We start from the raw sequence: 24,389 nt of genomic DNA, 5'->3' as shown, positions 1-24,389 counted from the left end.
GGTCTGATCACGCTGTCCTCCTGAAGCCGTCCAAAAGAGCCTGCAGATGTTCTTGTACGGATTCCATCGGCTGGTTGCCGTTGACTCGCTGCAAGCGCCCCTTGGCCGCATAAAAATCGATCAGGGGAGCCGTCTGCTGCCGATAGACCTCCAAACGCTTGAGAATCACCGAGGGATCCGCATCATCGCTGCGCCCCTGTTCCTTGCCCCGGGCCAACAGACGGGCCACCACCACTTCGTCCGGCACATCCAAGTTGAGGACGCAGTCGTAATCTTGCCCCAGCTCGCGCAGCAGCTCTTCCAGGGCTTCCGCCTGGGCTAGGGTGCGAGGAAATCCGTCCAGGATCCAACCCTGCTCTGGAGACTGCTGCAACTGGCCTCTGACCATCCCGATCAACACCTCATCGGGCACCAGCTCTCCCGCGTCCATGTATACTTTGGCCTGGCATCCCAGCGGGGTCTGGGCCTTCACCTCTGCCCGCAGCAGATCGCCTGTGGAAATTTTGGGCGTGTGGTAGATGGCCGCCAGCCGCTCCGCCTGTGTACCCTTGCCCGCCCCCGGCGGCCCCAAAAAGATCAACCTCGGCACTACTGCTTGACCATCCCTTCGTAGCGTTGTGAGATGACATAGGTCTGGATTTGTTTGGAGGTCTCGATCGCCACCCCCACCAAAATCAGCAGCGAAGTCGCCCCCAAACCTTGGAAAGTGGTGATGCCGGTCGCCCGCTCCACCGTCGTCGGGATGATGGCCACCGCACACAAGAATAGGGCTCCCAGCAGCGTCAGCCGGTTGAGGATCCCTTCGATGTATTCAGCCGTAGCCTTGCCCGGTCGCACCCCTGGAATACTGGCCCCCATCTTCTTCAAGTTTTGCGCCAGATCCACCGGGTTGATGATCAAGGAAGCATAGAAGTAGCTGAAGAAGAGGATCAGCACGAAATAGAAGGGAATGTAAAACCAGGAGGTGGGAGATAAAAAGTTGGCCACCTGCACCAACGTTAGGTTCTGGGTGTACTGAGCCAAAGCCAAGGGCAGAGACATCACCGAGTAGGCGAAGATGATCGGCATCACCCCCCCTTGGTTTAGCCGCAGGGGCAGGTAGCTCTTCTGCTCGCGGAATAGTTTGTTGCCCACCTGGCGCTTGGCGTAGACGATCGGGATCTTGCGGCTGCCCTCTTGGACAAAGACAATACCGACAATGGTGGCCAAAAAGATAGCCGTCAACAGCAAGATGCCGCCGATGGTGCTGCTATCGGCGCGGGCCAAGCTGATGGTCTGGCCCAGGGCGCGGGGCAGCGTGGCCACGATGTTGACAAAGATCAGCAGCGACGGGCCACTGCCCACCCCCTTTTCCGTGATCATTTCCCCCAACCACATGACGAACATGGATCCCGCCGCCAGAGCCAAGGTGGTGGAGGCCATAAAGGCCAGCTCATTGGTGGTGTTGGCAAACTCCCGCACCCAGAAGGAGATGCCGATGCCCTGGATGATGGCCCAAATCAAAGTAACGTAGCGGGTGTACTGAGAAATCTGTCGCCGCCCCTGTTCTCCCTCGTTTTTCTGCAGGTTCTCCAGGGCCGGAATGGCCGAGACCAGCAGTTGCATGATGATGGAAGCGTTGATGAAGGGCAGGATCCCAAGGGCGAAGATCCCGAGGGCAGAGATACCGCCTCCGGAGAAGATATCCAGAAAGCCGAACACTGGGCTGTTGGCGGCCTCGGCGGCAAAGCGGGCCCGGTCAATGCTGGGGATCGGAATGTAGATGCCCAGCCGCACCAACAACAACAGTCCTAGGGTCAGCAACAGACGGCTGCGCAGGCCAGAGGCCATCGCCATCTGCATGAAGGTCTCTTGGGCGGAGGGAGCAGAGCCTCGTGTGTCAGCCATAGGTAAAGAAAACCTCGCAGGAGCAAAGGGCCAGGTGAGCTACTTACCACTCTACGCTTCCGCTGGGGAAGTCGGCAAAATGAAATGCTGCCAACCTCGGCCCATCTAGGAGCCGGCGGCTTGGGATCCCACAAGCTCGACCCGGCCGCCGGCTGCCTCGATCTTGGCTTGGGCTGAGGGGGTGATGGCAGCCGCCCTGATCGTCAGGGGCACGCCGATTTCCCCATCTCCCAAGATCTTCAGCGGGCCATCGTTGGTGGTCACGATCCCCCGTTCCATCAGACTTTCCAGGCTAACCTCGCTGCCGGCAGGCAGCTCTGTCAAGGCGCGCAGGTTGATCAGCGTGTACTCCAGACGCCGGGTGTAGCGGGGGAAATGTTTAAGCTTGGGCAAACGCCGATAAAGAGGGGTCTGGCCGCCTTCAAAGCCGGGTCGCGTGCTGCCTCCCTTGCGGGCCTTCTGCCCTCGCATCCCCTTGCCACAGGAGGCTCCCTGCCCGGCAGCAACGCCACGGCCCAGGCGCCGCCGCCGCCGCCTCGAACCTGCTTGAGGTCGAATGTCTTCCAGTCGCATGGCTTCCAGCTCCCTTGCTCTATATCATGGGTTCATCACTTGCTGAATAGGCGGCGCACATCGATATCTCGATCTTGAGCCACCTGTTCAAAGGTTCGCATCCGCCGCAGCGCATCAATGGTGGCACGGGCATTGTTGAGGGGGTTGCTGGATCCCAGTTGCTTGGCCAAGCTGTTGCGTACACCTGCCAACTCCAGAACGGTGCGCACCGCTCCCCCGGCGATGACGCCTGTGCCGGGAGCTGCTGGCATCACCAAGACGGCGGCACCGCCACCTGCCCCCCGCATGGGATGGGGGACGGACAATCCTTTGGTGAGGGGAACTTCAATGAGGTGCTTTTTGCCGTCCACCACTCCCTTGCGCACGGCCCCGATCACGTCGTTGGCTTTGCCCACGCCGACTCCAACTTGGCCGCGCTCGTTGCCGACCACCACCACCGCGCGAAAGCTCAGTTTTTTGCCGCCCTTGACCACCTTGGTGACGCGCCGAATCTGGATAACCCGTTCTTGCCACTCGGTGGGTTGCTCTTCGCGGCTTTTTTTGCTTCTGCGACGTTCTCTCTGCTCAGCCATGTGCCTTTTCCTCAGTAGCTAGAACTGTAACCCCGCCTCTCGGGCAGCCTCTGCCAGCGCTTGAACGCGCCCGTGATAAAGCTTGCCCCCCCGATCGAAAACCACGCGAGAAATACCCATTTGCAAGGCCCGCTCGGCAACTGAGCGGCCCACCAAGGCAGCCGCCTCTTGGGTGGCCGTCCCGGTCTCTTTGAATTTTTCGCGCAGCTCCGTGTCCAGGGTGGAGGCAGAGGTTAGGGTATGCTGAGCTACATCGTCGATCACCTGGGCGTAGATGTGTCGATGGGAGCGAAACACAGCCAGGCGAGGCCGCTCGGCAGTGCCAAAGACCTTGCGGCGAATGCGGCGATGGCGACGTTGGGTGGTGATTTTGCGGTTGGTTTTCATAGGCTATTTACTTCTTGGCTTTGCCCGATTTACCTGCCTTACGGCGAACTTGTTCTCCCAGATAACGGATCCCTTTTCCCTTGTAGGGCTCTGGGGGCCGGACGGCCCGAATGCGGGCGGCAGTGTTGCCCACCAGTTCTTTATCCATACCTGAGACGACAACGATGTTGTTTCCTTCAACGGCCATTTGGATGCCGGGGGGAAAGGGGATCTCCACCGGGTGGCTGTAGCCGACGTTCAGGATTAACTTGCTGCCTTGGGTGGAAGCGCGGTAACCGACACCTACCAGCTCCAGCCGCCGCTCAAATCCCTTCGATACCCCATCTACCATGTTGGCCACCAGGGTGCGGCAGAGGCCGTGCAGTTGGCGGGCGGGACGGGAATCGTTGAGCCGGCTGACCGTGAGCATCTGAGCGTCTTGCCGGACGGTGATCAGGGGAGGCAAACTGCGGGACAGTTGTCCTTTCGGGCCTTTCACCGCAATGTGCTGGCCGTCGATCTGGATCTCCACCTTGGCAGGAAGGGCGATGGGGCGTCTACCGATGCGAGACATGGGAAAAACTCCTGACAAGAGAAAACTGAGAACCTAGTAGACAAAACAGAGTACTTCGCCACCAATGCCCTGTTTGCGAGCCTCCCGATCGGTCATGATGCCGTTGGAAGTAGAGATGATGGCAATCCCAATTCCGCCCAATACGCGGGGCAGCTCTTTGTGGCTGCGGTAAACCCGCAGGCCCGGCCGGCTCACTCGCTTTAAGCCGTTGATGATGGGCCTGCAGTTGCGCCCTTTGCCTTTATACTTCAACCGCAACACCACGCGGGCTTGGATCCCTTCTCCTTCCTCTTTCCATTCGCTGACGAACCCTTCTTCATGAAGAACGCGAGCGATGCTGCGGGTCATGCGCGTGGCCGGAACTGCCACCGACTCGTGCCGAGCCAGGGTGGCATTGCGAATGCGGGTGAGCATGTCGGCGATCGTGTCGTTGGTGTGGGCCATCGGTGGGTCAGTGCTCCTCGGAAGATCGATCAAGAAAACTCAGGATAGGCAAACCTAAGAAGCAAAGGGCATGCCAAACGCCTTGAGCAGGGCACGGCCTTCTTCATCGGTTTTAGCAGTGGTCACGATGGAGATATCCATACCTCGCAGCTGATCTACAGAGTCGTAGTTAATTTCCGGAAAGATCAGTTGTTCACGAATGCCAAGGGTGTAGTTGCCGCGTCCGTCGAAGGCTTTGGGGCTGATGCCGCGGAAGTCGCGGATACGGGGCAGGGCAACATTGATCAAGCGATCCAAAAATGCATACATGCGCTCCCGCCTTAGGGTTACCATCAGGCCAACCGGCATGCCCTTGCGGATTTTGAAGCTGGCGATGGCCTTTCTGGCGCGGGTGATCACCGGACGCTGGCCGGTGATGGCGCTGATCTCGGCAATGGAGGACTCCAGAGCTTTGGCATTTTGGGAGGCTTCCCCTAAGCCGCGGTTGATGACGATCTTCTCCAGGCGGGGCACCTGATGGATGTTGGTGTAGCCCAACTCTTTTTGTAGCTTGGGGACGATGACAGTGTTGTAGTGGATTTGCAGGCGTTGCGGCATGGTGGCTTCTCCTTTTGGCTCTGGGCTGGGTCAGAGCCCTAGTCAACTTCAAGGGACACTTAGTCGAGGATCTCGCCTGTTTTCTTGAGGACACGGACTTTGCGGCCATCGGCGGTGATTTGATAGCGGATGCGGCTGGCCACCTCCTGCTTCTTGGAATAGAGCATCACCTTGCAGGCGTGGATCGGGGCTTCTTTGGTCTCAATTCGGCCACTTTCCCCTTCTCGCTGCGGCTTGCGGTGGTAGGTGACGATGTTGACTCCTTCCACCACAACCATGTTGCGCTCGGGAAAAACCCGCAGCACCTCGCCGATTTTGCCTTTGTCATCGCCGGAGATCACCTGCACGGTATCCCCCTGCTTGATGCGCATTTTGTAGCGCAGGCTGTTGCGGTGCTTGCGAATGCCGGGTTGCCGGATTAAGCGCCGAATTTGGCTGGGCTTGAGGGGGCGGGCCATCTAGAGTACCTCCGGAGCAAGGGAGATGATCTTGGTGAAGTTTTTCTCCCGCAGCTCGCGAGCCACAGGGCCGAAAACACGAGTCCCACGGGGGTTACCGTCGTTGTTGATGATCACGGCGGCGTTGTCGTCGAAGCGGATGCACATGCCGTCAGGGCGACGTACGGTATCGACGGTGCGGATGACCACGGCCTTGACGACGTCAGATTTTTTGACGGGCATGTTGGGCAGGGCATCTTTGACGACGCCGATAATCACATCGCCCAAGCTGGCGTAGCGGCGGCCACTGCTGCCCAACACGCGAATACACATCATCTTGCGGGCGCCGGTGTTATCGGCAACCGTCAGCATGGTTTGCTGCTGAATCATAGTTTCTTCACCTCCCGTAAGATTTCGGCCACTTGCCAACGCTTGGTGCGGCTGAGGGGACGGGTTTCGGTGATGCGCACCAGATCCCCTTCTTGGCAGCGGTTCTCCTCGTCGTGGGCTTTAAACTTTTTGGTTTTGACGACGATTTTGCCGTATTTGGGGTGGGCAACCCGGTTTTCCACGGCAACAACCACCGTCTTTTGCATCTTGTTGCTGACAACAACGCCGATCTTTTCGCGAGCAGGCATTACTCCTCCTTCTGGGTCTGAGTTGAGGGCAAGAACTTGCCGCGTTTGCGCTCGGATTCAACGGTCAGCAGTTGAGCCAGCTTGTGTTTGCGCAGGCGAATGAGGTGGGGCTGGTTCAACTGCCGCGTGGCCTGCTGCAAACGCAGCTCGAACAGCTCTTTTTTGACGGCGTAGATCTCCTGGCTCAGTTCCTCGTCCGATAGGGCACGGGCATCGGCAATTTTGGGCATGGGCATGGTTGACTCTCCTCCCTCAGGTAGGGCTAGCTACCGGTTCTGGGGTTTCCGGAACTGCTTCCTGGGCAGGTTCCGGCTTCTCAAAGTCGGCTTTGGTTACAAACTTGACTTTGATCGGCAGCTTTTGGGCGGCCAGGCGCATGGCCTCTCGAGCCGTGGCTTCAGGCACTCCTCCCATCTCAAAGAGGATGCGGCCTGGCTTGACGACGCAAACCCAATACTCGGGGTTGCCTTTGCCGGATCCCATGCGGGTTTCGGCAGGCCGTTGGGTAACAGGCTTGTCGGGAAAGATGCGGATCCAGATTTGGCCGCCTCGCCGGACGTAGCGCGTCATGGCCCGACGGCTGGCTTCGATCTGCCGAGCCGTAATCCAGGCGGGTTCTAGGGCCACAAGGCCGTATTCCCCAAAGTTGATGCGGTTGCCGCGGGTCGCTTTGCCTTTCATGCGCCCGCGCTGTTGCTTACGGTATTTGGTGCGTTTGGGGCTTAACATAGCCGTTCCTCAATCATTGGCGAACCGATGGGATCCCTAGCCGACGCTCAAGTCTCTGCTGTTGCCGAGCGATCTTCAAAGGTGGGCCGCCGCCGCTGCTGCCGGCGTTTGGGCTGTTGCAGGGGAACCTTTTGTTCGGGACGTTCCTGCCCGGGCAGAACTTCTCCTTTAAAGACCCAAACTTTGACCCCGATGATGCCGAAGGTGGTGCGGGCGAGGTGCTCGGCGTAGTCGATGTCGGCCCGCAGGGTGTGCAAAGGGATCCGCCCCTCCCGCGTCCATTCGGTGCGGGCGATCTCGGCCCCGTTGAGGCGACCGGCAATTTGGATTTTGATCCCTTGTACACCGGCCCGCTGCGCCCGCTGGATGACCTGGCGCACGATGCGGCGAAAAGCAATCCGCCGTTCCAGCTGTTGGGCAATACTTTCCGCCAGCAAAGCTGCTTCGGCATCGGCACGGGTAACTTCCACAACGTTGATGCGGATGGTTCGTTCGCCGCCACCTCGTGAGCTCAGCTCTTTTTGTAGGCCTTGGCGCAAAGTCTCTAAGCCGGATCCTCCCCGACCCACCACCACCCCAGGGCGAGCAGCGCGGATCTCGAGGTCAATTTGATCCGCCTTACGCTCAATCTGGATGTCGGCCAGGCCGGCACTGCTCAACTGCTTGGTCAGGTAGGCGCGGATCTGATCGTCCTCCTGCAACAAGGCCGGGTAGCGGGCCGGATCGGCAAACCAGCGGCTGCGATGTTCTTTGATCACGCCGAGGCGGAAACCGGTGGGGTGGATCTTCTGTCCCATGGTGTTGTCGGTTGAGGGGTAGAGGTCTGGGAATAGGGAAGGTTAGGAAGTTGTTGCTGCTCCAGCTTCTTCTATAGGCCGGACGGCGATGGTGATGTGACAGGTGCGCTTGCGAATGGGGTAGGCCCGACCTTGAGCGCGGGGGCGAAACCGCTTCAGCACAGGCCCCTGATCGGCGTAGGCTTGGCTGATCACCAGATCCCGCGGATCCAGGCCGCTGTTGTGTTCCGCATTGGCCACCGCCGAGCGCAGCACCTTGCGCACCGGCTCACAAGCAGCGTAGGGCATGAACTCCAACAGGATCAGGGCGTCGGCATAGGTGCGCCCTCGGATCTGGTTCAGCACCCGCCGCACTTTGAAGGGGGACATGCGGATGTAGCGGGCTACCGCTTTAATATCCGATGATGAATCAGCCATAACGCTCTCCTACTAGATCGCTCTCCTTATCAGCCGCTCAGTTAACGGCGAGATGCTTTTTTGTCGCTACCCGCATGGCCGCGGAAGGTACGGGTGGGAACAAACTCGCCCAGCTTGTGGCCCACCATCTGATCGGTGATGTAGATGGGCACGTGTTGCTTGCCGTTGTGCACGGCAATGGTGTGGCCGATCATCACCGGCAGGATGGTGCTGGCCCGCGACCAGGTTTTGATCATGTGCTTCTCGTTGCGCTCATTCATCTTCTCCACCTTGAGAAGAAGCTTGGCATCCACAAAGGGGCCTTTTTTTAGCGAACGTCCCATAAGAACCTCGACAGTTTGACAAGCAATTCAGCCTCGAAAACGCTTGAGGATACGGATGGCCAGCAGATTGCTATTGAGCGGCTCTCCCACCTCTGTCGCGACGACCTCCACGACGGCGACCGCGCACGATGAACTTGTTGCTGGGCTTGTTGCGCTTACGAGTTTTGTAGCCCAGGGTGGGCTTGCCCCAAGGGGTGACAGGGGTACTGCGACCGATGGGTGCTTTTCCTTCCCCGCCGCCGTGGGGGTGATCGACGGGGTTCATCACCGAGCCACGCACGTGGGGACGGCGCCCCAACCAACGGCTGCGACCGGCCTTGCCCAGGCTGAGGTTGTTGTGGTCGACGTTGCCCAGTTGGCCGATGGTGGCGTAGCACTCGCCGCGGATCATGCGGACTTCGCCAGAGGGCAGCTTAAGGGAGACATATTTGCCCTCTCTGGCCACCACTTGAGCTCCAGCCCCGGCAGCGCGAACGATCTGCCCGCCGCGACCGGGATACAGCTCCACATTGTGAACCACCGTTCCCAACGGGATCCGCTCTAAAGGCATGGCATTGCCGATCTCAAAGGGGGCCTCAGGCCCGGCCATGATGGTGGATCCCACCTGTAGGTTACGGGGAGCGAGGATGTAGCGTTTCTCACCGTCTTCGTATTCCACCAGGCAGATGTGGGCACTGCGGTTGGGATCGTACTCCACGGTTTTGACGGTGGCCGGGATCCCGCGTTTGTCGCGGCGGAAGTCGATGATGCGATAAAGCCGCTTGTGGCCGCCGCCCCGGTGGCGGCAGGTGATGACGCCGCGGTTGTTGCGCCCTTTCTTGCGGTGAAGAAATTGCAGCAGAGACTTTTCCGGTCTGGGCCGCTTGCCGTTCTCGTCACGGGACAGCTCCTCGAAGTCAGAGACCGTCATGTGACGGGTGCTGGGGGTGTACGGTCGGAGAGTACGAATGCCCATGGCTCGGGTGGGGGTGGAGGACTAGGGGTAGCGGCTTAGTAACAAGGGATCAAAGGGTCTAGGTATCCGGGAAGAGGGTGATGGAATCTCCCTCGGCCAAGGTGACGATGGCTCGCTTGGGACGGGTGCGATAGCCAACAAAGCGACCCACCCGCCGTTGCTTGCGGGGCAGCTTTAGGGTGTTGACCGAGGTGACCCGCACTCCGAACATCTCCTCGACGGCGGCTCGGATGAGGGGCTTGGTGGCGGTGGGCATCACTTCAAAGACGTATTTGCGCTGTTCCATCAGGGCGGTTGCCTTTTCGGTGATGACGGGTCGCAACAAGATATCGGCCAGGATCCGCTTGCTCTCAGTCATCGTCTTCCTCCTCTGCTGCGGCTGTTTCGGCCTCTTCTACGGCTGGTGGCTGGGCACTGTCCTGCTCCTGCAACTCTTCCTCGACTACAGCCTGATCTGTTGGCTCTTGGAGAGTTGCTGGAGCAACTTCTTGATCCGCCTGATCTGCTTGCGCTTTTGGATCTTCTGGCTGAGCTTGACCTTCGGCGGCTTCGGCTTGGGTTACAGCTTCTGTTGCTGCGCCGGATCCCCAGCGGGCCTTGAGCTGTTCCAGGGCAGAGGTGGTGATCAGCACCCAATCGACGTTGAGCAGATCAAAAACGTTGATCTGATCCAGGCCGATCAGCTTGACGCGGGCAATGTTGCGCACGGCCCGCTCTACAGCTTGCGAGCGTTCGGCAACAATGAGCAAAGCTGATTGATCCTCCATCACTCCCCAGCGCAGCAGAGCTTGGGCCACGGCGCGGGTCTTGGGTGGGTTGAGCTGCTCCTGGAAATCTTCCACCACGATCAGGTCTTCCACCCGGCTTTGCAGAGCGGTGCGCAGGGCCAGTTGCCGCTCTTTGCGGTTCATGGCCAGGTTGTACTCCCGCTTGCGGGGGCCGAAGATCACCCCACCTTTGCGCCACAGGGGGGAGCGAATGGAGCCGGCGCGAGCCCGACCGGTACCTTTCTGCTTCCAAGGCTTGCGACCGCCACCCCGCACTTCGGCTCGGGTCTTGGTGTGGGCGTTGCCCTGGCGAGCGTTGGTCATCTGCCGGCGCAGAGCCAGATAGAGGATGTGGGGAGCTGTTGCGGGACGAGCCACTTTAAGACTTAGCTCGGCGCTGCCCACCGTTTCCCCTTGCCAATTTTTCACCACACAACTTGCCATGGTTTCCTCGTCTTCGCGGATGCCGGTCAGCCTTGGTTTTGCCTAACGTCTGTTGCCCACCTGCTTAGCAGGGGTGATCTCCAGCAGCCCCCCTTCCACGCCGGGCACGCAACCCTTGATCACCAGCAGATCCCGCTCCGGATCCACCTGCACCAATTGCAATTTACGGGTGGTGGCTCGGCCACCTCCCAGCCGCCCTGCCATGCGCATCCCCGGAAAGACGCGGCCTGGAGTTGTGCCGGCGCCGATGGAGCCTGGCCGGCGGTGGTTTTTGGAGCCGTGGGACATGGGGCCACGGCCGAAGTGGTGCCGCTTCTGATAGCCGGCAAACCCTCGCCCGATGGAGGTGCCCGCCACATCCACCAATTGGCCGGGGGAGAAAATCTCAACGGTAATTTTTTGCCCCAACTGGTAGGCTTCTGGCTGGTCAACCCGAAACTCCCGCAGGTGGCGCAGTAGCTCTGCCACCCCCGCTTTGCTGAGGTGGCCCCGCTGCGCCCGCGTGAGATGCTTTTCGGCAGTGGGCAAGTAGCCCAACTGAACGGCGTTGTAGCCATCTGTGGCTTGGGTTTTGATCTGGGTCACCGTGCAAGGCCCGGCCTGTACAACGGTGACCGGAATGGCCAGCCCTTCTGGAGAGAAGATCTGGGTCATGCCGACTTTTCTGCCAAGGATGCCAAGTGCCACAAGAACCTCCCCTCGAGCCTGCACGACTCGTTTTCATCAACTCAGAACCGGCTCACTCCGACAATCAGCTAGCCGTCGAGACGGAGCCCTTTGGCTGGGTCAGCCAGATGCGTAGAGCAGCAGCGTGACGGCAGGAAAATCAGACTCTGGCTAAGTCTGCTGGCTCAGGCAAAAAAACAGTGCAGGGAGAGGCTAGGATCCCTGCCAATCTGGACAGCACTGGGCCTGCTGCTCAGCTCGGCCTGAAGTTACACGCCAAACTGCTTTTGCTTAGAACTGCTCAGACTTGCCTGCAAAGAGGCAGTATCTGGAATAGCAGTACGTTGGGTTGCCGAAGCGCGTGGGCTTAGTTGGCAACGAAAACCAATCATAATGAAGCGAAGGCCTATTTGTCCAGTCTTTTGCCGAGAAAATGGTTGGGGAGGCCAATGACGGTGGAAGCAATGAGGAACCATTGGCGGGATCCCTTCCAAAGTGTGCTGGGCTGGGCAGGCAGTGGGCTGACCCAGGCTTGTGTGGAGCGCTATTGGAGTTTGTTGCAGGCGGGATCCGATCCGGCGCGGATCTTGTTTTTGGTGCGGAGTCAACGGCAGGCGGATGAGGTGTTGCGGCGCTTGCAGCAGTCCAGCTTGGGTTTGGTGGGGCCGTGGCGGATCGAGACGTTCTTGCAGCGGGTGGGGCGCTCTCTGGCCGATCATTGGCCGCAGGTGTGTGCCCGCCTCCCGCAGTTGCCCCCTCAGTTTGAGCCGATCCCCTTGGCCAAGGATCTGACTCAATTTCTCTGCCAACGGGCCTGCGCTTTGTGCCCGCGGCATGGGCAAGTCTTTGCCGGCGTTGGGCTCAAGGAGTTCCAGATCTGGGATCAGATCAGCAGTGCTGCCTATATTGCGGGGGCTTCGGGTTTGGCGGCGGAAGCGGTGGGATCCCGGCTGGCAGCGGCCTGGCCGGCGGAGGGGGATCCGGGGCGGGCAGAGGCTTTGCAGGCGATGGGCTGTTGTGTGGAGCGGCTGTGGGAGGTGGGGTTGCGGCTGGGATCCCTGGATTTTGGCTTGCAGATCCGGCTGTTTGGTGAGTACATCTTGCCGCTGGCGGAGTTTTGGCAGGAGTGGGATCACCTGATCGTGGATCAGGCGGAAGACAGTTGCGGGGTGGCGCTGGAGTTTTACCGGCAAGGGCAAGCCCATCTGCAAAGCCAGTTTTTTAGCTACACCCTCGGCGGCGGAGTCTCGTTGACCGGGATCCCGGAGGCAGTAGCTGACTTTTTGATGGAAAACACCCGGGTTCAGCTTCTGGAGAGGAGCTATCGCGGCTCGGCCGGCATGATTCGGCTGGGGGTGCAGATTGTGCGGGTGCTGGATCCCCAGTTTTCGCATTCGCTGCCCGAACCGAAGGGGGGAGAGCCGCCGAAGGTGCAGGTGCTGGAGGGAGAGACTCTGTTTACAGCGGTGGAAGGGATGGTTGCTGAGATCCGGCAGCTTTTGCGGGCCGGGATCCCGGCCTCTCGCATTGCTGTTTTGCTGCCGCGTATGGATGTGGGGGTGAGCCTGAGGCTGCAGGAGCAATTGCCGGAGGTCTTGCCGATCGCCCCTTTCCCGGCGTTGATCCGCTACCCGTTGGTGCGCGCAGTGCTGACGGCAGCGGAATTGGCCCATCCCGAGTGGGGCGCTTTTCCCACCCTGCCGGCCTGGCGGCTGCTGTTGAGCTGGGTGTTGGATCTGGATCCCATCCGGGCAGCCCTGTTGGCCCAAGATACCTGGGATCCGGTGGGTCGTTCTCTGCGTTCCCGAACCGCGGTACGGCAGCCGGAGCGGGTGGGGTTTGCCAACCTGGAGCGCTACCAGCGATTGTTCGATTGGCTACGCGGCTATCCTCCTGGGCCTTCATTGGCCGTCTTCTTTCAGCGGTTTTTTGCCGATCACTTGGCCCCGGTGATTTCCTCCCCTCAGGATCAGGAGCTGCTGCGCGTGCTGATAGAGGCGGCGCAACGGTTTCGCCGGGCCTTCCCTACCGAAGGGGATGCCGCCTTTTTGGCCATGATCCGCTCGGGACAAACCCCCAGCAGCGGACGCTTTGAGCCCGACTATTCCCGCTACCTGGTGGTGGCGACGCCGGTGGCCTATATCAATCGAGGTTTAGAGGCAGATTACCAGTTTTGGTTCGACATCACCAATCCGCTTTGGTCCCGTTCTCTCTGGCGTGTGCTTTACAACAGCCGTGTGCTGACACCGGAGTGGGATGGGGAGGTTTTCGACGCGGCCCAAGACCTACAGGCGCGTCAACAAATTCTGGCTCGCACGCTGCTCAACCTCTGTTGCCGAACTCGGAAGGGGCTGTGGCTGGTGCGCTCCACTTGTAACTACCGCGGCGAAGAGAACACCGGCATGTTAGATTACCTCATTTTAAAGGCCGCGAAGGCCATGGCCACGGCTTGATTCAGAGCGCTACGACTTGCTCCTGGCGGCAGATGTGTTCATCTATCTGGGGGATTTGGGCCAGGTCTTGCCGGCCTGTGGGCGGGTGCTCAATCCCGGCGGGCTTTTGGCCTTCACCGTCGAGCAGGGATCCGTCCCCGGCTACGAGCTGGGATCCACCACGGGGCGCTCTGCCCACTCCGCCGCCTACGTGCTGCGGCAGGCAGAACGGGCAGGGCTGGATCCCGTCTATCATCAGAACTTTACCCTGCGGCGAGAGGGAGAAACCGACGTGCCCGGAGCCGTGTGGTGTTTACGTCGGCAGCCGTGATCGAAAGCGGCCGGCCCGAAATGGCTGTAGGCCCTCTATCCGCGCTCGGAAAGAATCGAGTAGAGTGGGGACGCCCGCCTGGACTTGGATTGGGTTTTATGAATCCGGATACCCCGCCTGCTGCGCCCTCGTCCCGCCGCTTTCCCCTTCGTCCTGTGGCAACGCTGGCCCTCGCCGCCGGCCTCCTGGCGGGGCTGGGAGCGGGGGGCTACGTCCTACTGCAGCGGCTACGGCTGCAGATGCACCGGGATCTGATCCTCTATCGGTACGCCGCTTTCTCCGGCTATGAAGATGTGGCAGCGTTCGATCCCGGCCCAAGCGACCGCTGGTTTCCTCTGATCTATCCTGTGCTAGCCCGCTGGGGGGGATCCGCCGACCCAAGCCGCCGCAGCTACGCCTTTTACACTTTACAAAGCCATGGCCTGCCTTACAGCCGCTGGTGGTTGGAGGATCGGCTGCGGCAAAATCCGGCTGAGTTTTTCGCCCCAGCGGCGTTGTTCGGGGGCTACGACTACTCCAGCGGTCAGGAGATCCCGCCCCAGTACGAGCTGTTTGGGCTGGATCGGCCAGAGTCGGTGCAGCGCCTCACCGAGCTGGCCTTGGCCGGGATCCAAGCCGATAGCCCGGAGTGGAGTTTCAATCTCAACTGGCTCAACAGCTTGCTCACCCAAGAAGGATTTCCCTTTCGAGAGCAGGTCTACGGGGTGCTGATCCCCGCCTTGGAAAGCAGCCCTCCACAGCGGGCCAAGAAACTCTTGAGCGTCTTGCCCTATGAGGAGGAAGGGATCCCATCCTGGGCGCTATCCCAGGTGCAGGCGGTGCGGCAGCGGGTTGAGGGGAGTACCACCTCTTACATCGATTTTTATGGGCGCGCCGACCAGGTGCTGCTCCTAGAACAGCCAACAGTGCAGGCGGTGCGCCCTCTGTATGAAGGTTTGCCACCCTCATCTCGAGAGTTTTTTCTGCTGCAGATAGCGGAGCCGGAAACCCTCAACCCTGGTGCTCAGGTGTTGTTGCGCAGTGTGGTGGCCGATGATGCCGACCCACAGCGGTTTTTGGCGGCGGCCCTGCTCTACATCAAGGGGGATCCCGTCGGGGAGCCGCTGCTGCAGAGGTCTCTCAACGAGGATTTGGCCGCTCTGCACGGCATCAGCAATGGTTTGGTTTTGCTGCAGCTGGCGGAGGCTTTTCCCAACTCCCGCTTTACCCAAGCTTGCCGGGAATATGCCCGCATTCGCGGGGGCAGCTATTTTGGCTATTCCCCCCACAATCCCGAGACCGGCGAGCCGATCCCGCGGCCTTTCCCCCCGGCAGAAGAAGAGGCCCTTTGGCGGGCTTGGCTGACCGCCTACCCGGATCACCCCGGCGCCGACGATGCCCTCTTTTGGTTGACGCGCACCTTGGAGTGGCAAAGCAAGCGGGAGGAGGCGCTGCTCCTTTTGGCCAACTGGCTGGCGGAGCCCTTTGGCGATGGGGACATGCGCTACGTCTTGCGCCGCCGCCTGCTTTTGCTCCTAGACAGCGGCGCAACCCCCGGCGAGTTGCAGGCTTTTCTCGACCGCCACGGGGATCATCCTCTGGCTGCCGCCGTCCGCTATGCGCTGGCGGTGCGCTACGCCCGCGAGCACCGCTACGACCAAGCCCTCCGGTTGACGGAAAATCTGGCTTTGGATGCGGTGTTGGAGCGCTACCCCTTGCTGGATGGCAGCTACTGGCTTTACGACTGGGATCCAGAACCCGGCAGCCGCACCCCTTTGGATCCGGAAATCCAGGCCCAACGAAAACGCTGGCGAGAATTGAGGCGGTGGCAAGCCCGCTCCACCCCCCAGCAGCGCTATCAACTGGCCGCCCACTGGGCCGCTGCCGACGGCTGGCGCAATGGCTACCTGTGGCTGTTTAACCGCAACCGCGCTGCTGGCCTCAGCCTGGATGCCGAGGAAAGGACACCGCCCCGACCGGCTGCTTCTGATGGTTCCTTATCCAACTATCAGCGGGCCAATCACCATGCTGTGGCAGCAGAGTTGCTCGGCTCTGTGCTGGCGGATCCCAGCGCCCCTGCCCACTTGCAAGAGAAAAGTCTTTACTGGCAGGTGGTGATCCTCTACCGCCAGTACACCGCCTACCCTCCCGACGAGACGGCAGCCATCTATCCGCTGCCGGGCTTTCCCCCAGGGGTGACCGAAGATGCCAGCTTGTTCGACACGCCGCTGCCCGACTACGTGGATCCCAGCGACCCTGGAGATCGCTACTTTCTGGAAGCCAAAGCCTTGCGGGACGGCTATGCCCGCCAGGCGATCTACGCCGGCAATGAGCTGCTGGCCCGCTTCCCGCAGAGCCGCTATGCCGGGGATGTGCTCATGAGTCTGTACGGCCTGACGGGAGATGCCACCTTTCTAGGGCGGCTGCTGGCGCAATTTCCCGACAGCGATCGTGCTCTGGAGGCAGCGCTGGAGCTGGGGCCCGTTGACCACTGAGTCTTCGCCGTACCGCAGCTTCATAGCCTCTTCACAGAGCCTGCATGGAAGGCCAATAGCGGTATTCTAGGACGAGAGCCGTCTTGCGGGATCCGGGAAGGAAAGCTTTATCTCCCCTTTATCTTGCCGGATCTGGGTTAGCCTTGGGTTGAGTTTCCTTGGGCCCTGCCTGATGGATCCCGCCACCTTTTTGGAGCGCTACGGGTTTGAGCTGGAGGGGCAGCCCGGCCAGGTGTGGGTGGAGCGCTGGAGCCAGCGGTTCCCGGCCTCTTGGATCCCGGCAGCTCTGCTGGAAGCCCTCTACCAGGGGCGCTACAAGGCCGCCTCTGTGGAACAGATCCTCCGCCTCTGGCAGCGCCGCGGCGCTCCTCACCTCACCTTTCCCCTAGAAATCAGCCAATCCCTGTGGCGGGAACAGCAGGAGCTGATCCGGTCTTTGGTTGCGGATGCCCTTGCCCGTTCTCCTTTGCCACCCGTAGCCCCGGCGGGATCCCTGTTTTCCAGAGAATCGGCCATATCTCTAAACTTGTTGTTGGATCAGTTGCAGGATCTCCCGCCCAAGCTGCGCCACCTGCTCGTTCATTTGCATCCTGCCCCGCCAACCTCCTCGGCGGCTCGCGCTGGCGGGACGGAGCTTTTGGTAACTTTGGAGCTGCAGCTTGCCGACCCTTCGGATCCTGCCCAGCCATCCCAAGGACAGCCTCGGTGAGTTTGCAATTTTGCCTCAGGGATCCTTGCCATCACCAACTCCGGCGTACTCCCGCCACAGCAGAGCTTGTCGGGATGGGGGATAGGATTGACACTCCCCCGACTTTAGTCGGGGGATTCTTACGCAGTCCATAGACGGACTCGCAAAGGCGCTGTCAAGACGCCCCTAGACGGTTCCTTGGAACCAAGTCTCAAGGTTCCGCTTACTTGCTGACTTACAGCACTGTCCGGGTCTTTCACCGGGGTGGGTGCTTGCTTGGGATTGGTAATCATAGCATTGGCGAGCGACTCAAGTCGCTCAAGGACTACGTCCCGCTAACGCGAACAGGCTTTTCCGCTCCGTACTACTCGCGTCAGCGGTGCGGAGCGCTTAGTACAGGGCTACCCAGCTGCCCCCCTGTGTCGCCACCCTGGCAGAGCCAAAACCGAGGGCCCCCAAACCGTCTCTGTCGCCGCCTGGGGATCCCAACTCTTGCCTAGGCTAGGACGGCGGCCGCCCCGGCGAAAGCTTCCTCCCGCAGCAGCGCAGCTTTGTCGGTGCGCTCCCAGGGCAGATCCAGGTGGGTTTGCCCGAAGTGCCCATAGACCGCCACGTTTTGGTAGAAGCGCCCTCCCCGTTGACGGGGTAACTCTCGCAGTTGGAACTGGGCCAGAATGGCTGCCGGCCTCAGGTCAAAATGGCGCTGCACCAGCCGCAGCAGATCTTCGTCGGGGATGCGCCCTGTGCCAAAGGTTTCCACCAAAAGGTTGATGGGACGGGCCACCCCGATAGCATAGCTAACCTGCACCTCGCATTTTTGCGCCAGGCCGGCAGCCACGATGTTCTTGGCCACATAGCGGGCAGCATAGGCGGCGCTGCGATCCACCTTGGTGGGATCCTTGCCGGAGAAGGCCCCGCCCCCATGACGGGAATAGCCGCCATAGGTATCGACGATGATCTTGCGGCCGGTCAAGCCGGCATCCCCCTGCGGGCCGCCGATGACGAACTTGCCGGTGGGATTGGTGAGGAAGCGGGTATGGCTGTCGGGTTTGATGGGCAGCTCGGCAAATACCGGCTGCACCACCGCCTCCCAGAGATCGGCGCGGATGCGCTCTTGCACCGCCGCCTCTTCTGTGATGGCGCCAATGGTGGGCGTGTGCTGGGTGGAGATGAGCAGGGTGTGGATACCCACCGGACGCCCCTCCTCATAGGCCACCGTCACCTGCGTCTTGCCGTCGGGGCGCAGATAGGGCAGGGTGCCGTTTTTGCGAACAGTGGCCAACTGGCGGCTGAGGCGGTGGGCCAAGCTGATCGGCAAGGGCATCAGCTCAGGGGTCTCGTCGCAGGCAAAGCCGAACATCAAGCCCTGATCCCCGGCCCCGACCAAGTCGAATTGATCTTCCCTGGATGCGCGACTTTCCAGGGCCACGTTCACCCCTTGGGCAATATCGGGAGATTGCTCATCAAAAGCCACCAACACCGCGCAGCTATCGGCAGAGAAACCGTTCTTGGCGTCGGTGTAGCCAATTTCGGCCACCTTGTCCCGCACCAGATGGGTGAAGTTGACATGCGCCTGCGAGGTGATCTCCCCGGTCAGGATCACCATGCCCGTATTCACCACCACCTCTGCCGCCACCCGGCTCATGGGATCCGCCGTCAAGAGGGCATCCACGATGGCATCGGAGATCTGATCGCAGATTTTGTCGGGGTGCCCCTCCGTCACCGACTCCGAGGAAAACAAAAACGACTTGGACAACGAACCTCTCCTTAAGACGAAACAGATGAAACTGGGAGCCTGCTCAGGCCAGAAAGCCAGGCCCACCTGTCCGTTCATCGGCGGCCAGGACCCAGAAAGGCAGGCCTAGCCGGTGGATCAGCGCAGTTGCCAGAGCAACCCACCGCACCCGAGGACTTCGTCCCACTGACGCGATAGAGCCTTGCTCCGCCGCTGCGACCAGAGCTGTGGGAGCCGCTAAAGGGTAAAGTCGCCAGAAAAAGCCCCCACCTAAAAGGGCTATCCTCTAGAGAAAACTTTATTGCCTTTATCTTTCGGTTACTGACTAACCGCAGGAATTGGCACCGTAGCGGAGACTTCCGCCGGTTGCCGCAGCTTCATTGGGCCTGATCCCTCAGTCTGCTCTGGATAAAGAACGGAACTTGTTCTTATGGTACCCCTAACCTCGACGCATTTGTCAAAAAAATGCGCTCTGGGCCGGTCTCAACCCAACAGCTCCTGCCACCAGTCGGTGGACTGGGCGGCCCTGAGAAAAAAGACGCCCGCCAAGCCCAGAGGGAAGAGAACTCCCAGAAAGCCAACCGCCCCCAGTGCCCAAGCCAAGCGATGCAGATGCCTTTTGCTGGCAGCGCCCGCGGTTGTTTCCGCCAAGACGGCCAACATCGATCCCAGGGCCGCCAACAGGGATCCCCCCAGCCCGGCCAGATAGGCGGGCCCCAGCCACGGCTGTAACTGGGCGGCAGAGGCAATTTGCAAACGGGGCAGGACTTGAAAACACCCTACCGCCAGCACGGCCCAGATGAAGGAGTACATCAGCAGGCTATCTCGAAAAGCGGTAGCCGGTTCTTTCATGATCCCAGCCCAATCCAGCCAGAGGTAGGATAAAAGCAGTTTGCTGGGGAAGAGCTTGCTCGGCCCACCCGAATTTCCTCTGATTATGGCCCAACCCGCCATGTCTGACCTCTCTGCACCGGCTTGGGGATCCCACTCGACAACAGAGCCTGAGGCTGTTGGCGTTGGCAATTGCGGGACGGAGTCTCTAGCGGGCACAGAGACTGACCTCAACCAGTGGCACCGCCGCAGAATGCAGCGCCGCCAGCAAATCCAGCGGCAGCGCCTATCGGGCATGCGCGATGACAAGGGCTTGATCATCGTGCATACAGGGCAGGGCAAAGGCAAGAGCACGGCTGCTTTCGGCATGATCTTCCGTGCCCTCGGCCAAGGCTTGTCGGTGGGGGTAGTGCAATTCATCAAGGGGGCCTGGGATCCGGGGGAAGCCAAATTGTTGCGCCAGTTGGCCGCCCATCCGGAGCTGGGCCTGGGGAAAATCGCCTTTTACGCCATGGGGGAAGGTTTTACCTGGGAAACCCAGGATCGCGAGCGGGATATCGCCCATGCGCAGGCGGCCTGGGCAAAGGGGCGGGAGCTGCTCAGCAGCGGCGAGTACCACCTGGTACTTTTGGATGAGATCAACGTCGCCCTCAAGCTGGGGTACCTCTCCCTGGAGCAGGTATTGGCCGGCCTGGCCGAAAAACCGGAGCGGGTGCATGTGATCCTGACCGGGCGGGGCGCGCCGGCTGCCCTGATCGACCGGGCCGACTTGGTAACCGAGATGACCTTGGTCAAGCATCCTTTCCGCGACCAGGGGATCAAAGCGCAAATCGGCATTGAGTTCTAGTCCTTGGGTAGGGCAAGATGGCCATTCTGGTGGCGGCAGCCACAAGCGGCAGCGGCAAGACCACTGTCACGCTGGCTCTGTTGGCCGCTCTCAGGCGGCGGGGCCTGCGCATTCAGCCCTTCAAGGTGGGGCCGGATTACATTGATCCCCTGTTCCACACAGCGGTGAGCGGGATCCCCTGTCGCAACTTGGATCCCTTTTTAACCGATGAGAACTTTGTGCAGCGCTGCTTTCGCCACCACTGCCAAGGCAAAGATGGAGCAATTGTAGAGGGAGTGATGGGCCTCTTCGATGGACGAGCGCCCGCATCCCTGCCCGGCGAGACAGAACCCTTTTTTGCCAGCAGCGCCCACGTGGCCCGCCTGCTGGGGATCCCTGTGGTGTTGGTTATCGACGGCAGCGGCCTGGGAATGACGGTGGCCGCTCTGCTCTACGGCTTGAGCCGCTTTGATCCCCGCCTCACCATTGCCGGGGTGATTTTCAACTGCGTGGCCTCGGAGCGGCACGGCCAGATTTTACAGCAAGCAGCAGCGGCGGCGGGGATCCCGGTCTTGGGCCAGTTTCCCCGCCGTGAGGATCTGCGCCTGCCCAGCCGCCACCTGGGGTTGGTGCCCGTCTCAGAACTGGATCACTTCCCCCGCTGGCAGGAGACCTGGGCCGACCTGGCCGAGCAGCATCTGAATTGGGATGAGCTACTGCCCTTGATTCGCTCCTTGCCGCCGGCAGTGGGGGAGCTGTGGCCAGAGATTTCCCCACAACCGCGTCGGGTTCGGGTAGGGGTGGCCCAAGACGCCGCCTTTAACTTCTACTACGCCGACAACCTAGATCTCCTGCGGGCCTGTGGCGCCGAGCTGCTGGAGTACTCTCCCCTGCAGGTGGGGCTGTGGCCGCCGGAGCCCTGCGATGGCCTGCTGCTGGGGGGCGGGTTCCCAGAACTGTTTGCCGCCACCCTCTCCGAAAAAATAAGCCACCGCCCACCGCCGCCCGCCCATCCACCCCTCTATGCCGAATGCGGCGGGCTGATGGTGCTGGGACGATCCCTCACCGATTTCAAGGGAAAGACCTACCCCCTGGCCGGGCTGCTGCCTATCCAGGTGGACATGGGCGACCGGCTGTGTCTGGGCTACCGCGAGGCCACTGTCCTGCGCCCAACCCTGCTGGCCAAGGCCGGGGATCGCCTACGAGGGCACGAATTTCACCGCTCCCGCAGCACCCCTCTCTCCCCCAACCCAATCTACATCTGGGGATCCCCGCCTCACCAGGAAGGCTGGGCCGGTCGGCGCCTGCACGCCTCCTACCTGCATCTCCACTGGGGATCCCGTCCCGACCTGGCCATGCGGCTCTTACAAAGCTTCTTGAGGACAACTCTGCCCATCTCCCCTTAGAAGACCATGCCATCGCTGAGCCGTTGGATGGGCGGAGAAACATCTGACCTGAGCTCCGGCGGATCCAGGTCTTTGAGCCGCTTTTCCGGCCAGGCCAAGCGATCCGCGGATCCTCCGCGAGAATGTCGCCAGCGCCTGTGGAAGGGCATTTCCCCGCTGGGATCGTGATCGTGGCGGTCACGCAGTCGGCATCGAGGCGAGAATGCTCCGATTCACCGGCCAAAACCCTTTCAAATAGCAACTTACAGCGATCCCGAATGGCTTGAGGACTCTGAAAATAAGTCACTCGTTTTTCCTGAACAACAGATGCCGACCTTGAGCCCTTCCCTCTCAAGCATCCCTCGCTTCATCCAAGAGTTTTTCAGCATAATTGGGCGGGAACTCACCTTGCTCCACATTCGTCTACAAAACTTAGCCTTCTTGACTCCAAACACGCCAGCCTCTTGCAGAGGCTCAGAAACCTAGAGGGCAACCCAACCCAAAGGACTACATCTTGCTTCCCCACTGCTGAAACCCCTGTAGGAGTGGGCTTTGAGGCAATTGTCCACAAAAGGACTGCGTCGGGGCATTTCGAGAAAAGACTGAGCTAAGCACTGGGTGAGGATCCCAGTAGGTAAGAAGTTTTGAGTCGGGGTAAATTTTGATGTCTTTGGTTAAGACGAGTATGGGATACTACACCTTGGTGGGCTAGACTTTGCCTACCCTGTGGCTTTAATCACTTCCTTGAGGGTTTGTCGGTTGTTATCCTAGACATGTCTTTAGCTCTCAAGCAGAATAAGCATAAATTACTAGTTGGCTCATTTTCGGCTAGACTGAGCCCCACAGCGGGCGATTCATGTAGGGAGGAGTGTGATGTTCACACGGTTGGCGGAACAGTACCGCAGCTATGTTCAAGATCTGGTGATGAGTTTGCAGGCTCTGGCCATTGTTTTGGAGAAGCGGGGCTATCCAGCTTCTTGCTACACCTGCGGTACTTCATTTGAGAGCGCCTCCTTCATGGTCAGCTTACGGGAGGGGCACTTGATTCGCTTTTTGGTTTCCGAATGCTCCATTAGCTGGACAGAAATGCGGGATGACCGGGAGCTCATGAAACTGGAAGGAGCAGAGGCGATTCGCCAACTGCAGGATTTGGCAGAGCTGATCAAAGATGAGTTGGTGGCTGCCGCTCCGGCTGAGGCTCTGGTAGCCAGCACCTGAAAAACAAGCCGTAAGTCTCTCGCCCCCAAGTCCCAAGCGATTGGACAACCGGGTCTGGCCTCAGCTCAAGTTGCAACAGGAGGCCGAGAACTTCCCTCGGCTCCTGGGCTGCCTGGAGTTGTTGTAGGGTTCATTTTCTCCGCCGGCCATTGCGCCATACCCCCAAGGGGATTCGAACCCCTGTCGCATCCGTGAAAGGGATGTGTCCTAGGCCTCTAGACGATGGGGGCGCTCATAAATGCAGCGATCCTAATCCTAGAGAAGGAGGGACGAGCTTGTCAACTTGACACGCCCCCACCCAAACAAGAGATTCTTGCTCCTGCTTCTGCGGCTGCGCTTGGCTGTTCCAGGTCGCCTCAGGCGTTCCTCCGCTTGCCAAGGTGCGGCGGGAATTTCTCTTGGCTCCTGTGTGGGGTGATGCTGAGTTTGCAGACTACGGTGAGGATGTGAGACAGTTTCAGGCGGTGAAGTGATGGCTGCAACTGGAGCATCCCTTGCTTCATCTCTCCAGCCTACGGAGGCAGGGGACTCATGCCATTGGACTGCTTATGCAACCCAAAGTTCTATTGCTGGGCAACGCTGGCACGCACGGGAACTGCGCCGCTGACGCAACTGCCGGCCTGCTTTTGGATATGGACGGGGTGATCGTGGATTCGGAGCCGATCCACGCCCGCGCCGGAGTCATCGCCCTGCAGCGCTGTCAGATCTCTCTGGATCTGGCTCCCATCTCCCTGCAGTTTAAGGGGCGCACCGACCAGGACATGTTCGAGTATCTCGTAGAACACCTGACGGACACCCCGCCTGCGGAACGATCCCTGCTGGTGCAGCGTTTGATCGAGGAAAAGGCCAAGGCTTTTGGAGAACTACTGGGAGAGGTGCCGCTGGTGCCAGGGGTGCTGGAGTTTTTGGCGGCCAGCCGCCGCCGCTTCTCCGCCCTCGCCCTCACCACCTCGGCCACCCGTCGGGATCAAGAGCAGATTTTCCAGCGCTTTAACCTGCACCGCTGGTTCGACGCCGTGATTACTGCCGAAGATATTCGGCGGGCCAAGCCCGACCCCGAGCCCTATTTGAAAACGGCTGCCAAGGTGGGCTTGGATCCCAGCCGGTGTTTGGTGGTCGAAGACTCCACCCACGGGATCCGCGCCGCCAAGGGGGCCGGCTGCTTGGCAGTTGGCCTCACCACTGCTTTCACTGCCGAGGAACTGCGCCGGGCGGGGGCCGATGCGGTGGTGGACAGCTTTGCCGAGTTGGCAGCACTTCTGAGCTTGCCTGTATAGGGAGCA

General features: G+C 60.4%; 30 protein-coding genes, 1 tRNA gene, 1 pseudogene and 1 riboswitch. Of the genes and pseudogenes, 8 read left to right on the top strand and 24 right to left on the bottom strand.

Annotated elements, in window-relative coordinates:
• Positions 1-7 precede the first annotated feature (7 nt).
• The 20 genes and pseudogenes from NW862_RS08325 to rplC form a co-directional block, all read right to left on the bottom strand.
• On the bottom strand, positions 8-589 hold the full coding sequence (locus NW862_RS08325) for an adenylate kinase (RefSeq protein WP_414333263.1): 582 nt from the start codon (positions 587-589) through the stop codon (positions 8-10).
• Positions 589-1,887, bottom strand: coding sequence for a preprotein translocase subunit SecY (gene secY / locus NW862_RS08320; RefSeq protein ID WP_414333264.1), 1,299 nt, complete (start codon positions 1,885-1,887; stop codon positions 589-591). The genes NW862_RS08325 and secY overlap by 1 nt, the downstream gene beginning before the upstream one ends.
• A gap of 105 nt (positions 1,888-1,992) precedes the next feature.
• The gene (gene rplO, locus NW862_RS08315) at positions 1,993-2,460 is read right to left on the bottom strand and encodes a 50S ribosomal protein L15 (protein WP_414333266.1); all 468 of its coding nucleotides are present in this window, start codon (positions 2,458-2,460) and stop codon (positions 1,993-1,995) included.
• Positions 2,461-2,495: 35 nt separating this feature from the next.
• Complete coding sequence (rpsE, locus tag NW862_RS08310) at positions 2,496-3,032, bottom strand: 30S ribosomal protein S5 (protein WP_414333268.1); 537 nt, start codon at positions 3,030-3,032, stop codon at positions 2,496-2,498.
• 18 nt (positions 3,033-3,050) lie between these two features.
• A complete protein-coding gene (gene rplR, locus NW862_RS08305; protein WP_414333269.1) occupies positions 3,051-3,419 on the bottom strand; it encodes a 50S ribosomal protein L18 in 369 nt (122 codons plus the stop codon).
• A 7-nt stretch (positions 3,420-3,426) separates the two neighbouring features.
• Positions 3,427-3,972 (bottom strand): 50S ribosomal protein L6, encoded by a 546-nt coding sequence (rplF, locus tag NW862_RS08300; protein ID WP_414333271.1) that lies wholly within the window; start codon positions 3,970-3,972, stop codon positions 3,427-3,429.
• A gap of 33 nt (positions 3,973-4,005) precedes the next feature.
• Positions 4,006-4,416: a 30S ribosomal protein S8 gene (gene rpsH / locus NW862_RS08295; protein WP_414333273.1), complete on the bottom strand. Its 411-nt coding sequence runs from the start codon at positions 4,414-4,416 to the stop codon at positions 4,006-4,008.
• 54 nt (positions 4,417-4,470) lie between these two features.
• Positions 4,471-5,013, bottom strand: a complete 543-nt coding sequence (rplE, locus tag NW862_RS08290; RefSeq protein ID WP_414333275.1) for a 50S ribosomal protein L5 — start codon at positions 5,011-5,013, stop codon at positions 4,471-4,473.
• 59 nt (positions 5,014-5,072) lie between these two features.
• A complete protein-coding gene (gene rplX / locus NW862_RS08285; RefSeq protein ID WP_414333276.1) occupies positions 5,073-5,471 on the bottom strand; it encodes a 50S ribosomal protein L24 in 399 nt (132 codons plus the stop codon).
• Entirely contained in the window at positions 5,472-5,840 is a 369-nt protein-coding gene (gene rplN, locus NW862_RS08280) for a 50S ribosomal protein L14 (RefSeq protein WP_011434162.1), read from the bottom strand.
• Positions 5,837-6,088 carry a 30S ribosomal protein S17 gene (gene rpsQ, locus NW862_RS08275; protein WP_414333277.1) on the bottom strand — a complete coding sequence of 84 codons (252 nt, stop codon included), beginning with the start codon at positions 6,086-6,088 and terminating at the stop codon, positions 5,837-5,839. The genes rplN and rpsQ overlap by 4 nt, the downstream gene beginning before the upstream one ends.
• A complete protein-coding gene (gene rpmC, locus NW862_RS08270; RefSeq protein WP_414333279.1) occupies positions 6,088-6,324 on the bottom strand; it encodes a 50S ribosomal protein L29 in 237 nt (78 codons plus the stop codon). Before rpmC ends, rpsQ begins: the two co-directional genes overlap by 1 nt.
• Before the next feature lie 16 nt (positions 6,325-6,340).
• Complete coding sequence (rplP, locus tag NW862_RS08265) at positions 6,341-6,817, bottom strand: 50S ribosomal protein L16 (protein ID WP_414333281.1); 477 nt, start codon at positions 6,815-6,817, stop codon at positions 6,341-6,343.
• Between the two features lie 47 nt (positions 6,818-6,864).
• Positions 6,865-7,614, bottom strand: coding sequence for a 30S ribosomal protein S3 (rpsC, locus tag NW862_RS08260; RefSeq protein WP_414333283.1), 750 nt, complete (start codon positions 7,612-7,614; stop codon positions 6,865-6,867).
• A 42-nt stretch (positions 7,615-7,656) separates the two neighbouring features.
• Complete coding sequence (gene rplV, locus NW862_RS08255) at positions 7,657-8,031, bottom strand: 50S ribosomal protein L22 (protein WP_414333285.1); 375 nt, start codon at positions 8,029-8,031, stop codon at positions 7,657-7,659.
• Positions 8,032-8,072: 41 nt separating this feature from the next.
• Positions 8,073-8,354, bottom strand: a complete 282-nt coding sequence (gene rpsS / locus NW862_RS08250; protein ID WP_414333287.1) for a 30S ribosomal protein S19 — start codon at positions 8,352-8,354, stop codon at positions 8,073-8,075.
• Positions 8,355-8,424: 70 nt separating this feature from the next.
• Positions 8,425-9,309: a 50S ribosomal protein L2 gene (rplB, locus tag NW862_RS08245; protein WP_414333289.1), complete on the bottom strand. Its 885-nt coding sequence runs from the start codon at positions 9,307-9,309 to the stop codon at positions 8,425-8,427.
• Positions 9,310-9,367: 58 nt separating this feature from the next.
• Positions 9,368-9,667: a 50S ribosomal protein L23 gene (locus NW862_RS08240; RefSeq protein WP_414333291.1), complete on the bottom strand. Its 300-nt coding sequence runs from the start codon at positions 9,665-9,667 to the stop codon at positions 9,368-9,370.
• Positions 9,668-9,893: 226 nt separating this feature from the next.
• Positions 9,894-10,520: pseudogene (gene rplD / locus NW862_RS08235) on the bottom strand (50S ribosomal protein L4); the annotation flags it as partial.
• Positions 10,521-10,562: 42 nt separating this feature from the next.
• Entirely contained in the window at positions 10,563-11,207 is a 645-nt protein-coding gene (gene rplC, locus NW862_RS08230) for a 50S ribosomal protein L3 (protein ID WP_414333293.1), read from the bottom strand.
• Between the two features lie 443 nt (positions 11,208-11,650).
• Here rplC and NW862_RS08225 point away from each other — a divergent pair, with 443 nt between their 5' ends.
• The 4 genes from NW862_RS08225 (at position 11,651) to NW862_RS08210 (ending at position 17,132) form a co-directional block, all read left to right on the top strand.
• Entirely contained in the window at positions 11,651-13,639 is a 1,989-nt protein-coding gene (locus NW862_RS08225; protein WP_414333295.1) for a hypothetical protein, read from the top strand.
• A gap of 34 nt (positions 13,640-13,673) precedes the next feature.
• A complete protein-coding gene (locus tag NW862_RS08220) occupies positions 13,674-13,949 on the top strand; it encodes a hypothetical protein (protein ID WP_414333297.1) in 276 nt (91 codons plus the stop codon).
• Positions 13,950-14,047: 98 nt separating this feature from the next.
• Positions 14,048-16,423, top strand: coding sequence for a tetratricopeptide repeat protein (locus NW862_RS08215; RefSeq protein ID WP_414427090.1), 2,376 nt, complete (start codon positions 14,048-14,050; stop codon positions 16,421-16,423).
• 148 nt (positions 16,424-16,571) lie between these two features.
• Entirely contained in the window at positions 16,572-17,132 is a 561-nt protein-coding gene (locus NW862_RS08210; RefSeq protein ID WP_414427089.1) for a hypothetical protein, read from the top strand.
• Between the two features lie 475 nt (positions 17,133-17,607).
• Here the strand turns inward: NW862_RS08210 and metK are convergent, their stop codons facing one another.
• Positions 17,608-18,867 carry a methionine adenosyltransferase gene (gene metK / locus NW862_RS08205; RefSeq protein ID WP_414335901.1) on the bottom strand — a complete coding sequence of 420 codons (1,260 nt, stop codon included), beginning with the start codon at positions 18,865-18,867 and terminating at the stop codon, positions 17,608-17,610.
• Positions 18,868-19,150: 283 nt separating this feature from the next.
• A riboswitch (SAM riboswitch) is annotated at positions 19,151-19,261 on the bottom strand.
• Between the two features lie 68 nt (positions 19,262-19,329).
• Positions 19,330-19,698 carry a hypothetical protein gene (locus NW862_RS08200; protein WP_414335902.1) on the bottom strand — a complete coding sequence of 123 codons (369 nt, stop codon included), beginning with the start codon at positions 19,696-19,698 and terminating at the stop codon, positions 19,330-19,332.
• Positions 19,699-19,798: 100 nt separating this feature from the next.
• Between NW862_RS08200 and cobO the strand changes: the two genes are divergently transcribed.
• Positions 19,799-20,524, top strand: a complete 726-nt coding sequence (gene cobO, locus NW862_RS08195) for a cob(I)yrinic acid a,c-diamide adenosyltransferase (RefSeq protein WP_414352266.1) — start codon at positions 19,799-19,801, stop codon at positions 20,522-20,524.
• 17 nt (positions 20,525-20,541) lie between these two features.
• Entirely contained in the window at positions 20,542-21,909 is a 1,368-nt protein-coding gene (locus NW862_RS08190) for a cobyrinate a,c-diamide synthase (protein WP_414348825.1), read from the top strand.
• Here the strand turns inward: NW862_RS08190 and NW862_RS08185 are convergent.
• Positions 21,906-22,058 carry a hypothetical protein gene (locus tag NW862_RS08185; RefSeq protein WP_414338101.1) on the bottom strand — a complete coding sequence of 51 codons (153 nt, stop codon included), beginning with the start codon at positions 22,056-22,058 and terminating at the stop codon, positions 21,906-21,908. The genes NW862_RS08190 and NW862_RS08185 overlap by 4 nt on opposite strands.
• Positions 22,059-22,761: 703 nt before the next feature.
• On the opposite strand from NW862_RS08185, the gene NW862_RS08180 reads away from it, so the two are divergent.
• The gene (locus NW862_RS08180) at positions 22,762-23,106 is read left to right on the top strand and encodes a DUF1815 family protein (protein WP_414335905.1); all 345 of its coding nucleotides are present in this window, start codon (positions 22,762-22,764) and stop codon (positions 23,104-23,106) included.
• Positions 23,107-23,263: 157 nt separating this feature from the next.
• On the opposite strand, the gene NW862_RS08175 is transcribed toward NW862_RS08180, so the two are convergent.
• Positions 23,264-23,336 (bottom strand) — tRNA-Glu (locus NW862_RS08175).
• Between the two features lie 318 nt (positions 23,337-23,654).
• Here NW862_RS08175 and NW862_RS08170 point away from each other — a divergent pair.
• Complete coding sequence (locus NW862_RS08170) at positions 23,655-24,383, top strand: HAD family hydrolase (protein ID WP_414334814.1); 729 nt, start codon at positions 23,655-23,657, stop codon at positions 24,381-24,383.
• Positions 24,384-24,389: the final 6 nt, after the last annotated feature.

The sequence above is a fragment of the Synechococcus sp. H55.8 genome, assembly GCF_047462375.1.
Lineage (GTDB): Bacteria > Cyanobacteriota > Cyanobacteriia > Thermostichales > Thermostichaceae > Thermostichus.
The sequence above is the reverse complement of the archived record's forward strand: the minus strand, read 5'-3'. Positions and strand labels throughout refer to the sequence as shown.